The 12,430-nt window shown below is 73.6% G+C and carries 6 protein-coding genes; 1 reads left to right on the forward strand and 5 read right to left on the reverse strand.

The features are described 5' to 3' along the window. Nucleotides 1–7 precede the first annotated feature (7 nt). From ACIP5M_RS29220 to ACIP5M_RS29240, 5 genes are all read right to left on the reverse strand, one after another. Nucleotides 8–1,636, reverse strand: coding sequence for a succinic semialdehyde dehydrogenase (locus tag ACIP5M_RS29220; protein ID WP_401202252.1), 1,629 nt, complete (start codon nt 1,634–1,636; stop codon nt 8–10). Nucleotides 1,637–1,753: 117 nt separating this feature from the next. Beyond that, nucleotides 1,754–3,394, reverse strand: a complete 1,641-nt coding sequence (locus ACIP5M_RS29225; RefSeq protein ID WP_401202253.1) for a protein kinase — start codon at nt 3,392–3,394, stop codon at nt 1,754–1,756. 125 nt (nt 3,395–3,519) lie between these two features. Then, nucleotides 3,520–6,141, reverse strand: coding sequence for a protein kinase (locus ACIP5M_RS29230; RefSeq protein WP_401202255.1), 2,622 nt, complete (start codon nt 6,139–6,141; stop codon nt 3,520–3,522). A 79-nt stretch (nt 6,142–6,220) separates the two neighbouring features. Beyond that, nucleotides 6,221–8,488: a serine/threonine-protein kinase gene (locus ACIP5M_RS29235; protein WP_401202257.1), complete on the reverse strand. Its 2,268-nt coding sequence runs from the start codon at nt 8,486–8,488 to the stop codon at nt 6,221–6,223. A gap of 706 nt (nt 8,489–9,194) precedes the next feature. Beyond that, complete coding sequence (locus ACIP5M_RS29240; protein WP_401202258.1) at nt 9,195–10,901, reverse strand: glycerol-3-phosphate dehydrogenase/oxidase; 1,707 nt, start codon at nt 10,899–10,901, stop codon at nt 9,195–9,197. A 237-nt stretch (nt 10,902–11,138) separates the two neighbouring features. On the opposite strand from ACIP5M_RS29240, the gene ACIP5M_RS29245 reads away from it, so the two are divergent. Continuing rightward, complete coding sequence (locus ACIP5M_RS29245; RefSeq protein WP_401202260.1) at nt 11,139–12,368, forward strand: nucleotide sugar dehydrogenase; 1,230 nt, start codon at nt 11,139–11,141, stop codon at nt 12,366–12,368. Nucleotides 12,369–12,430: the final 62 nt, after the last annotated feature.

The raw sequence follows: 12,430 nt of genomic DNA on the forward strand, positions 1-12,430 counted from the left end.
GTCGTGCCTAGCGGAATCGGAGGGTCTTCATCACCTTGAGGCTGCGGGTCATGAACGCCGCGTACTTCTCGTCGTCCATGCCCAGCGAGGGCGCCATCGGGAGCAGTCGCTGGTGGGCGACGGTCTGGGCCTCGGTGTACTTGAGGATGCCCTCGGAGCCGTGGCGGCGGCCGAGCCCGGAGTCCTTCATGCCGCCCATCGGCGCCTGGGCGCTGCCGTAGGCGGGGGCGTAGCCCTCGTTGATGTTGACGGTGCCGGTGCGCAGGCGGGCGGCGACGGCGTGGCCGCGCCGGGAGTCCTTGGTCCAGACGCTGGAGTTGAGGCCGTAGGCGGTGGCATTGGCCTCGGCGATGGCCTGGTCCTCGTCGGTGAAGCGGTAGATCGAGACGACCGGGCCGAAGGTCTCCTCGCCGCACACCGCCATGGGGGCCTCGACCCCGTCGAGGATGGTGGGCTCGTAGAAGAGCGGGCCGATGTCGGGGCGGGCGGTGCCGCCGGCGACGAGGGTGGCGCCCTTGGCGACGGCCTCGTCCACGTGCCGCTGTACGGTCTCCAGCTGGCGTTCGCCGACGAGGGAGCCCATGTCGGCGCCGTAGGCCAGCGAGCTGCCCAGGCGCATGGCCTTGGTGCGGGCGGCGAACCGCTCGACGAACGCGTCGGCGATCGAGGCGTGCACGTAGAGCCGCTCGATCGAGATGCACAGCTGGCCGGCGGAGGAGAAGCAGGCGCGGACGGCGCCCGCGGCGGCCTTCTCGATGTCGGCGTCGTGCAGGACGAGCATGGCGTTCTTGCCGCCGAGTTCAAGGGATACGCCCACGAGCCGGTCGGCCGCGCCGCGCGCGACCTCGCGGCCGGTGCGGGTGGAGCCGGTGAAGGACACGTAGTCGGCGTGCCGGACCACCTCGGGGCCGACGACGGGGCCCTCGCCGAGGACGATCTGGAAGACCTCGGCGGGCAGGCCGGCCTCGATCAGCAGGTCGCGGGCCCACAGGGCGGTCAGCGCGGTCTCGGTGTCGGGCTTCATGACGAGGGCGTTGCCGGCCACGAAGGCGGGCAGGGCGTCGCCGACCGACAGTTCGAGCGGGTAGTTCCAGGGGGCTATCTGGCCGACGACCCCGCGCGGCTGGCGCAGCTCGGTGACCTTGGTGAGGGTGGGCATGGCGCCCGTGTGGCCCTTGGGACGCAGGTACGCGGGGGCCTTCCTGCCGTAGTGGCGGGCGGCGACGGCGACCGCCTGGACCTCTTCGTGGGCGTGCAGGCGGGCCTTGCCGGTCTCCAGCTGGATGAGGTCGAGGACCTCCGCCTGCCGGGCGAGGACCAGGTCGTGGAAGCGCAGCAGTACCGCGGCCCGCTTGCGTACGGGGACGGCGGCCCAGGCGGGCTGCGCGGCGCGGGCCCGCTCGAAGGCCTCGGCGACGTCTTCGGGGGTGGCCTCGGGGAGCTCCGCGAGCCGGTCCCCGGTGAAGGGGGTGTGGTTGGCGGTGCGGCCGGAGCCGATGACTCCGCGGGTGAGGCGGGCGACGAGATCGGGGGTCACCACGTCGGCGGCGGTGCGGGCACCCGCCGGGGCCGGGGCGACCGGGTTGGTGGGTTCCGGTGCGGTGCGGAGGGGGGCCGGGGCCTGCGAGTCCGTCATGGCGGTGAGCGTATTGCGCCCGGAGGCCTTTGGGTACCCGTGGGTAACCGGATTTTGCCATTTCCGCCAGCGATCGCTGGCAGGATGACGGGATCAGGCTCGGAACCAGCCCCGTCGTCAGGACTTTCCGGCGGGCGGCTCCCAGCCGCTGAGCACGACTTCGAACTGCTGCCGGGTCGTCGCCCAGTCGGCGGCCGGGCTCGACATGTAGATCGCGTACTCCGTCTCGTCCGGGGCGATGTACATCTGCTCGATGGCCCGGCGCGGACCGGGGTGGTTCTGCTTCTCCGTCCAGGAGAAGTCCCACAGGGCAGCCCGGACGGTGCCCCGGAACGTGACCTGGTTCAGCCGCTCCTTCTTGTAGTCCGTCCGCTTCTGGACCTGCTTCTCCAGGTCGAGCAGGTGCGCGTACGGGTCCGGGTAGTCCGGGGAGGGGTCGACGGCGATCCGGATGAAGTGTTTCCCGTTGTCCGGGGTGTAGTCGATCTGGTCGCCGAACGTCTGGCGCGTCCAGCCGTCCGGGACGAACAGGGTGAAGCGGCCGACCGGGTCGGTGACCTTGTGCCAGCCGGCCGGCGGGGCGAGGGCCGGGTTCTGCCCGCTCCCGTCCCCCGACTTCTCTTCGGAGGTGCTCGTGGTCCGGTCTGAACCACCGCCGTTGCCGGCGTCACCGGTGAACTTGAGCACGCCGAAGACACCACCGCCGCCGATCAGCGCCGCCACCAGGGCGATCACCGAAGCGCGCTTGATCCAGCCGTTCGCCGGAGCGGGCACGGGGACCGGCGCCGTCTCGCGGGGCTCCGGCAGCGGGGCCGTCCGCCCGGTCTCCGCCGCCGGCGCGGCCGGCTCCTCAGGGCGGTCCTGCGCCGGGGCGAGTTCCTCCGGGGTCACCGCGCGCGTCGGTACGTACGCCTGCGCCGCCTTCGGCTCCCGGCCCTCCATCGCCTCCATCAGCATCCGCTCGGCCTCCTCGGCCGAGGGGCGCTCCGCGGGATCCTTGCGCAGCAGGGCGGTGATGACCGGTCCCAGCGCGCCGGACTGCTTCAGCGCCGGGGGCTCGTCGTTGACCACGGCCTGAAGGCTGGAGATGGGCGAGGTGCGGCGGAACGGCGAGCGGGCCTCGACCGCCGTGTACAGGGTGGCGCCCAGCGACCACAGGTCGGAGGCCGTGCCGGGGGTTCCGCCGGTGACCCGCTCGGGGGCCAGGTAGTCGATGGAGCCGACGATCTCGCCGGTGCGCGTGATGGACGAGTCGCCCTCGATCGCCGCGATCCCGAAGTCCGTGAGCAGCACCCGGCCGTCCTTGGCCAGCAGCACGTTGCCCGGCTTCACGTCCCGGTGCAGGACGCCGACCGCGTGCGCGGCGCGCAGCGCGCCCAGCACGTGCAGCCCGATCCTGGCGGCCTCGCGGGGCTCGATCCGGCCGGCCGCCTTGGCCGCTTCCGCGAGGGAGGGGCCGTCGATGTATTCCATGACGATCCACGGCCGGTCGTCGTGTTCCAGCACGTCGTGGACGGTGACGACCGCCGGATGCTGGATCCGGGCCGCGGCCCGGGCCTCCTTCTGCGTCCGGGCGTGCATGACGTCCCGGTCGGTCTGGGCCACGTAGAGACCCGCCGTCAGTTCCTTGACCGCGACGGTCCTGTGGAGCAGCTCGTCATGCGCGCGCCACACCTTGCCCATGCCGCCGCGACCGATCGGCTCGACGAGCCGGTACCGGCCCGCCAGCACGGCGCCCCCACCTGTCTGCTGTTCCACGAAATCCCGCCGCTCTCTGCACTTCAGGTCAGATTACGGAGCGCACGGGCGCTGCCGGAACCGCCCGGCCGTCGAAAGCCCGCACTGTGACGCAATCGCCGTACTGATCCGTCGTCAGGCACGGTTCAGCCGCCCGACTTGTAACTCGTCGTGGCCTTTTCGAAGACCTCGGTGACCTTGCCCTGCTCGTCCTCGGGGCCCGTCACCATGACGACGTGGTAGCTGCCGCCGAGCGCGACGACGAAGTTGCGGGCGAAGACGTTGCGGCCGGTGCCGTCGATCCACGTGTAGCGGCCCGTGGCGCGCAGCTGCTGGCCGACTTTGGTGGTCTTGATGTCGCCGACGGTGGACCAGGTGGAGGTCCGGTACGGCGTCAGCTCCGGCTCCTTGTCCTTCTGGTACGCCGCCGGGTCCGGGTTGCCCTGGACCTTGTCCCGGCCGGGTACGACGGTCAGGACGAACGCGCCGTCGGTGTAGCGGACCTGGCCCGCCTCGTTGATGCCGCGGCGCTCCCAGCCGTCGGGGACGGCGATCTCGAAGTGCTCCGGGTCCTGCTGGGTGGTGTAGCCGGGCGGGGCGGACGCGGCGGGCGCGGTCGTCTGCGGTGCCGGATCGGACTCGGGAGTCCCGCTGGGCGCCTGGGAGGCCCGCGGGCTCTGGCTCGGAGCCGGGCTCTGGCTCCGGCTCTGCCCCTGCTTCGGCTCCCGCTTCGGCTCCTCGGGGGCGGCGGAGCGGGGCATGAACAGCAGCGCGTACGCCACCGCCCCGGCGAGGAGGGCCAGGATGCCGAGGAGCAGGGTCCGGCCGAGGGCGCGGGGCTTGCGGGGGGCCGCGGGATTGCGGTGCCGCCCGTGCAGGTCGCCGCGCCGGCGTACGACGGGCAGCCGCGCGGGGTCCGGCTCCGGCAACGGCGCCGCCTCCGGCTCGGGGGCGGACCGTACGAGGGAACGCAGCCAGCCGCGGAGCTCCTCGAAGTCGGGGCGCTCCGTAGGGTCCTGACGCAGCAGCGACTCCACGACGGGGCGCAGCGCGCCGCACTCCTCCGCGAAGGCCGGGGGCTCGGCGCACACCATCTCGACGAGCTCGGCGACGCTGTCCTCGGGGTACGGGGCGTGCCCCTGGACGGCGCGGTACAGCAGCGCGCCGAGCGCCCAGAGGTCGGTGGCGGGACCGACGGGAGGCGCCAGCTGCCAGTGGCCCCGTACGGGCCCGGCCTGCTCGGGAGCCCACCGCTCGGTGACGGGCCCGACGACGGCCATGCGCGTCTGCCGGGCCCGCTCGGCCCCCAACGCACCGGACTGCGCCGGCGCGTGCCGCCCACTCACGACGGGCACCTCGTCGGCCTGCCGGTAGCCCTGGGGCAGCGCCGGCTGCGCGGGCAGTGCCGCCGGGGCGGGGTGCGTGCCGGGTCCCAGCAGGGCGCCGAACGCCGTTCCGCTCGCACTGTCCGACCCGCGGGCGCGTTCGGCCTCCGGGGAGGCGCCCGGGCGCGCGGCCGGTCCCGGCCCCACCGGGCTGCCCGCGGGCCCCGGCTCCAACTCAGGCCACGGACCGGCCTGCGGGTCCACCGTGGCTCCGGACGGGTCCGCCTGCGGCGGCCGTTCCTGATCCGGTTCCGGCCCCAGAAGGGCCGGGCGGCGCGGGGTCGCGCCGTGCCAGGCGGTGGTGCCGGTCTCCGGGGCGCCGTACGGGTACGAGTACCCCTGCGGGAGGGTCGATCCCGTGGGCCTCGGCTCCGACACCACGATGGGGTCGGAGCCGGCCTTGCGCTGCTCGGTGACCCTGGCGGCGGCCGCCCGGGCACCGGCCCGGTACGCGGCGATGGCCCCGGCGCGCGCGGCGGCCTGGGTGTCCGGCCGCTCCTCGGGCCGCCCGGGGGTGATGTGGTCGTTGTACCGCGGCCCCGTGTCGTACCCCGGAGCCACCAACGGCGCGTAGACCGGCCCGGCGTCCTCGCCGCCGGCCGCGGAGGCAGCCGGACCACCCGACCCGGCGTCAATCCCGGGCGCCGCCAGGGCCGGACCGCCGAACCCAGCGTCAATGTCCGCCGGTGTCACGGCCTGACCGCCGAACCCGGCATCGGGAACGTACGCGTCCCGCTCCGAGCCGGCCGCGGACCTCGCGGCAGCGGGCTGACCGCCCCAACCCCCGTCCGCGCCCGGGGCTTCCCCGCCCGGGAGGGGGTCGTAGCCGCACAGGGCCTCCTCCGCCGCGCCGGCCGCGAGGCCGGTCAGCACGACGCGCCCGTCCTCGCACACGAGCACCGTCCGCACCGTGATGTTCCGGTGCGTCCACCCGTGCGCGTGCAGCACCCGCAGCGCGGTCAGCACGTCCGAGGCCACCTCGGCGGCCCGGTACGGGGTCAGCGGCTGATCGGCGATCAGCGCCGCCAGCGGCCTCGCCGGGACCAGTTCGCTCACGATCCACAGCGAACCGCCCTCGGCGAACACGTCGAAGACCTGGTCCAGCCGCGGATGGTCGGGGACGGCGGCCGCCGCCTGCGCCGCCTCGATGGCTCGCCGCACCGCCGGCAGGTCCGCCGGATCGCGGCGTCCGGCCGCCGGGAAGGCCCGCGGGCCGTCGAGCAGCTCCGCGTCCACGACCTCCGGCAACGGCACCTGCCGTACCAGGACTTCCTGCCCGCTCCGCGTGTCGAAGGCGCGGGTCTCGATCAGCTCGTACTCGTCCGACGGCGGCAGCGGCAGGCGGTACCGGTGGGCCAGGATCCGGCCCGCGTACTCCTCCACATCGCCTCCCCCGAGTGCTGGGGGCACCCCCGTGGCCCCGCTGACACGATACGTCGCCGGGGCCGCCCGCGTCCCGAGGTCAGCCGAGCGGCTGGAAGGTCTCGAAGGCGGTGGTACGCATCTGCGTGCACTCGGCGCCGTCCCACTGGTCGGCGGCGCAGCTGATCATGATGGCGTAGCCGTGCGTCGCGTCCATCTTGAAGCCGCGGTTGAGCACCCGGACCCGGATCCCGTCGTGATCGCGCTCGAACTGCCAGTCGGCGACGGTGGGGTAGTTCCGGTAGGTCGTCGGGCTGATCCCGATCAGCTTGTAGTTCGTGCTGCTGGAGGCCGTGCCGGGGGCCAGTTCGATCCAGGCCTTGCGTGCGTCGTCCCCCGGGCTGCTGTTGTAGTCCACCTGGATCCGCGGGAAGCCGCCGTCACGGCTGTATATGGCGCCGGATTTCTTGCCCGCTGTGCCCGTCTGGTGGAAGCCCTCGGGCATCGCCATCGAGAAGTGGAACCCGGGATCCGTCACCATGGCGTACCCCGCGGGGAGTCCGCTGCCGGCGCCGCCGGGAGCGGCGCCCTGCCCCTGGCTGCCACTGCCGCCGCCACCGGTGGTCGACGGCGTCTGCTGTCCCTGACCGCCGCCGCCCGGATCGCCGGTCTGCGGGGTGGACTGCGGCGAGGCCGGGGGGGTGCCCGGCTGGGTGGCGCCCGGCGAGTTGCTCGCCGACGCGGCAGGGGTGGGCTTGCCGCCGCTCTTGCCCTCGTTCTTCCGGCCGCCGGAGTCGTCACCGCTGACGGCATAGGCGATCAGCGAGCCGATCGCCGCCAGCACCACGACCACGGCGGCGATCGCGAGCGCGATGGTGCGGCGCGGCATGACGTCGGTGAGCGGCGCCGCCACCGGGGCGGTCCTCGGCTTCGGCTTCTGCCCGGCGTTCGGCGCGACCGGTGCCTCCGCTGCCGAGGCGGCCTTCACTGCCGCGGCGCCCGCCGCGGCCTTGCGGGCCGACTTCAGGGCGGCGCGGGCGCGTTCGCGCTGCTCGCGCTCCCGCCGTTCGCGTTCCCTCTTCGCCGCCTTCTCGGCGGCCTTCTCCGCGGCGGCCTTGTCCGCGGCCTCCTTGGCGTCCGCGAGCGAGATCTGCCGGGTCTTGTCGGCGGCCGGGACCGCCTCGGGGGCCGGGACCGGCTCGGGCGCGTCGAGGACCGCCGTGAGCATCGCCCGCGCGCGGGCGTCGTCGAGCCGGTGCGCCGGGTCCTTGGCGAGCAGGCCGTAGATGACCTCGGTCAGCGGACCGGCGTTCTTCGGCGGGTCCACCGGCTCGGTCATCACGGCGGTGAGGGTGGCGAGCGCGGAGCCCTTGTCGTACGGGGGCACACCCTCGACGGCGGCGTACAGCAGACCGCCGAGCGACCACATGTCGGCGGGCGGGCCGGGCTTGTAGCCGCGGGCGCGCTCGGGGGAGATGTAGGAGGGGGCGCCGACGAGCATGCCGGTGGAGGTGACGGAGGGGTCTCCCTCGACCTGGGCGATCCCGAAGTCGGTGAGCACGACGCGGCCGTTGGCGGCGATGAGCACGTTGGACGGCTTGACGTCCCGGTGCAGGATGCCCTGGCCGTGCGCGGCGCGCAGGACGTCGAGCACCGCGAGGCCCACCTCGGCGGCGCGGTGCGGGGTGAGGGGGCCGTTCTCGCGTATGAACTCGGCGAGCGAGGGCCCCTCGATGAGCTCCATGACGATCCACGGCCGGGCGTCCTCGTCGACCACGTCGTAGACGGTGACGGCGCCTCCGCTCCGGATCCGGGCGATGGCCTTGGCCTCACGCAGGGTGCGGGTGATGAGGCGGCGCTTCTCGTCCTCGTCGACCCCGTGGCCGAAGCGGAGCTCCTTGACGGCGACGGTCCGGCCCAGCGTCTCGTCCTCGGCCCGCCAGACGGTCCCCATCCCTCCCTTGCCCAGCACGGCCCCCAGCCGGTACCGCCCGGCCAGCAACCGCCCCTGGTCCTTCGCCGCCCCAACCTTCACCGCCGAGGCCTTCGCGTCCCCGGCCTTCACGTCCCCGGCCTTCGCCGCCGCGGCCTTCGCCTCTCCAGCCTTCGCCGCGGCCTTCGCGTCCCCAGCCTTCGCGTCTCCGGCCTCCGCGGCCTCCGCCGACCGGGCAGGCGCAGCCCCGCCCTTGGCCTTGGCCGTCTTCGGCTTGTCGGCCACGCCCCCGGCGTCGGCGGCGTCCGGCTTCCCAGCCGCGGGCTCGCCGGCAGCGGCCGCCTTCGCGGGCACGGCCGCACCCTTGACCAGGTCCGCTTTCGCAGTGGCAGTGGCAGCGGCAGGCTCGGCCTTGGCCGCCGGTTGCGGCTTCACACCCGCAGGCTCCGCATCCGCGGGCCCGGCAGCATCGGCAGACTCGGCATCCGCGGGCCCGGCAGCAGCGGCGGGCTCGGCATCCGCAGGCCCGGCAGCATCGGCGGGCTCGGCATCCGCAGGCCCGGCAGCATCGGCGGGCTCGGCGTCCGCAGGCTCGGCAGCGGCGGCGGGCTCGGCGTCCGCAGGCTCGGCAGCGGCGGGCTCGGCCGGCTCCGCCTTCTCGGCCGCTGGCACGGCCGCAGCCGCAGGCTTCGCGTCCTCGACCTCCGCCGTCCGGCCGGTCCCGGCCCCGGCTCCGGCCCCGGCTCCGGCTCCGGCTCCGGCCGAATCCTTCACCTCAGCCCCGCGCTTGGCGGCAGGCTCCGCATCCTCGGCCTCGGCAGCCTCAGCCCCGGCCTTGGCCGACTTCGGCTGCTCAGCCGCACCCCCCGCCTCGGCAGGCTCCGGCTTCGCGGCCGCAGGCACAGGCACGGGCACGGGCTCCACACCGTCTGGCTGCGCCGCAGGCGTCTCCGGCTTCGACATGCGTCCCCTCTGCGATCGTGCCGCTGCTCCGCCCGCCCCGGCGGCCGAGCGACTCGGCGGCCGAAACGACCCGGCGGCCGGGGTCCGCGATAACCCGCCCCGGCGGAACACTCATTGTTCCTCACTCCGCAACGGACGGGAGCCCCGGGTCCGCGGTTCCCCTTTCCGCATCGCGGACTTACAACGGAACGATGTCGGGCGCCCCCAGCCGTGCCGCGTCCGCCGTCTGGTCGTCCGGCTGGCGCTGCGATTCCCGTTCCGCCTGGACCCGCTTCTCGTAGTGCTCCACTTCCTTCTCGATCTGCTGTTTGTCCCACCCCAGTACCGGCGCCATCAACTCCGCGCACTCCCGCGCCGACCGCGTCCCCCGGTCGAAGGTCTCGATCGAGATCCGCGTCCGCCGCGTCAGCACGTCGTCCAGGTGCCGCGCGCCCTCGTGCGAGGCGGCGTACACGATCTCCGCCCGCAGGTAGTCCTCCGCCCCGGTCACCGCCTCACCCAGCCCCGGATCGACGGCGATCAGGTCCAGCAGTTCCTCCGACAGCGCCCCGTAGCGGTTCAACAGGTGTTCCACCCGCACCACATGAAGACCCGTCCGGGCCGCGATCCTGGCCCGCCCGTTCCACAGGGCCCGGTACCCCTCAGCCCCCACCAGCGGCACGTCCTCCGTCACGCACTCCGCCACCCGCTGGTCCAGCCCGTGCACCGCCTCGTCGACCGCGTCCTTCGCCATGACCCGGTACGTCGTGTACTTTCCGCCCGCCACCACCACGAGCCCCGGCACCGGATGCGCCACCGTGTGCTCGCGCGACAGCTTGCTCGTCGCGTCCGACTCCCCGGCCAGCAGCGGCCGCAGGCCCGCGTACACGCCCTGGACGTCGTCGCGCGTCAGCGGCACCGCCAGTACCGAGTTCACGTGCTCCAACAGGTAGTCGATGTCCGCGCTCGACGCCGCCGGGTGCGCCTTGTCCAGGTCCCAGTCGGTGTCCGTGGTGCCCACGATCCAGTGCCGCCCCCACGGGATGACGAACAGCACCGACTTCTCGGTCCGCAGGATCAGCCCGGTGCTCGAATGGATCCGGTCCTTCGGCACGACCAGGTGGATGCCCTTCGACGCCCTCACGTGGAACTGTCCGCGCTCCCCGATCAGCGCCTGCGTGTCGTCGGTCCACACCCCGGTGGCGTTCACGACCTGCTTGGCGCGGATCTCGTACTCACCGCCGCCCTCGACGTCCCGCACCCGCGCGCCGACCACCCTTTCGCCCTCGCGCAGGAAGCCGACCACCCTCGCCCGGTTGGCGCAGTGCGCCCCGTACACCGCGGCCGTCCGCACCAGCGTCGTCACGTACCGCGCGTCGTCCATCTGGGCGTCGTAGTACTGGAGGGCTCCGACCAGCGCGTCCTTGCGCAGGGCCGGCGCCACCCGCAGCGCGCGCTTGCGCGAGAGGTGCCGGTGCACCGGCAGGCCCCGCCCGTGCCCGCTGGAGACCGACATCGCGTCGTACAGGGCGACGCCCGAGCCCGCATACAGCCGCTCCCACCCCTTGTGCTGCAAGGGGTACAGGAACGGCACCGGTTTCACGAGGTGCGGGGCGAGGCGCTCCAGGAGCAGCCCGCGCTCCTTCAGCGCTTCCCGTACGAGGGCGAAGTCGAGCATCTCCAGGTACCGCAACCCGCCGTGGATGAGCTTGCTCGACCGGCTGGACGTGCCGGACGCCCAGTCGCGCGCCTCCACCAGCCCCGTCGACAGCCCTCTGGTCACCGCGTCGAGCGCGGTGCCCGCACCGACCACTCCCGCGCCCACCACCAGCAGGTCCAGTTCCCGCTCGGCCATCCGGGCGAGGGCCTCGGCGCGCTGCGCCGGCCCCAGTGTCGCTGTCCTCACGGCTGCCTCCCGTAGCTGCGGGTGATCCCGCTCACATCCCCCGTTTTCATGATTCTGACCGCCGGCGCCCACATCAGCCACCGGCTGTGGACAACACAAGGGTGACCACCACTCCAGAATGCGGCATATCTGTCATATATACGCCTAACCTGACATTGCGCCAGCTTCTCGGGGCTGTCCCTGTCCACAGGGCTTGCGCGCGCATCCCCCTCATGTCAGGGAAGGGACGGCACCCCCATGCCCGCAGACCTCGCCGTCATCGGACTCGGCCATCTCGGCCTCCCCCTCGCCCAGGCGGCCGTCGCCGCCGGGATCGAGACGGTCGGCTACGACAGCGGTCCGGTCACGGACTCCACCCTCACCGCCGCCGAGATCCGCCGCATGTCGGCGGCCGGCTTCCGGGTCACCACCAACCCCGCCGAGCTCGGCCGGGTCCGCACCGCCGTCATCTGCGCCCCCACCCAGCTCGGCGCCGATCGCGCACTCGACCTCTCCGCCGTGGGCGAGGCGGGCCGCGCGCTCGCCGCCCGCCTGCGCCCCCACACCACCGTGATCCTCGAATCGGCCGCCCACCCGGGCGTCACCGAGGACTACCTGCGCCCCATCCTCGAAGAGGGCTCGGGCCTCCAGGCCGGCCGGGACTTCCACCTCGCCTACTCCCCCAGCCGCCACGACCCCGGCAACCGCACCCACGGCATCTCCAACACGCCCAAGGTGATCGGCGGCCTCACGCCCGCCTGCACGGAGTCCGCGCACGCCTTCTACGCCCGCCTCACCGAGAAGGTGGTCCGCGCCCGCGGCCTGCGCGAGGCCGAGACCGTACAGCTCCTGGAGACCAACTACCGGCACGTCAACATCGCCCTCATGAACGAGATGGCGGTCCTGTGCCACGACCTCGGCGTCGACCTCTGGGACGTCATCCGCTGCGCCGAGACCAAGCCGTACGGCTTCCAGGCCTTCCGCCCCGGCCCGGGCGTCGGCGGCCACGGCGTGCCCCTCGACCCGAACTACCTCCCCCACACCACCCGCACCCCCGGCCACCCCCTGCGCATGGTGGGCCTGGCGCAGGAGATCAACAACCGGATGCCGCAGTACGTCATCCAGCGCTCCGCCACCCTCCTGAACGAACACGGCAAATCCGCGCGCGGCGCCCGCGTCCTGCTCCTCGGCGTCACCTACAAGCCCGACCTCGCCGACCAGGAGGGCTCCCCGGCCCGCGAGATCGCCAGCCGCCTCCTCGACCTGGGCGCGCTCGTCAGCTACCACGACCCCTTCATCTCGGGCTGGCGGGTGAGGGACCAGCCGGTGCCCCGTGCCGAATCGTTGTACGAGGCCGCCGCCAACGCCGATCTGACGATCCTTCTCCAGCACCACCGCACGTACGACCTCCAAGGACTGGCGGTCAAGGCCCAGTTGCTCCTCGACACCCGCGGCGCCAGCCCGGCGGGGGCGGCCCACCGGCTCTGACCGGCCCGCAACCCCACCCCTCGACCGGGAAATTCCCCCTCACGGATGTCGTGGACGACTGC

It is taken from the genome of Streptomyces sp. NPDC088762, from assembly GCF_044750905.1.
In the GTDB taxonomy this organism is placed as follows: domain Bacteria; phylum Actinomycetota; class Actinomycetes; order Streptomycetales; family Streptomycetaceae; genus Streptomyces.

Coding starts and splice junctions, on each gene's coding strand:
- ACIP5M_RS29220 (WP_401202252.1), bottom strand. CDS start 1,636: ATGACGGACTCGCAGGCCCCGGCCCCCCTCCGCACCGCACCGGAACCC.
- ACIP5M_RS29245 (WP_401202260.1), top strand. CDS start 11,139: ATGCCCGCAGACCTCGCCGTCATCGGACTCGGCCATCTCGGCCTCCCC.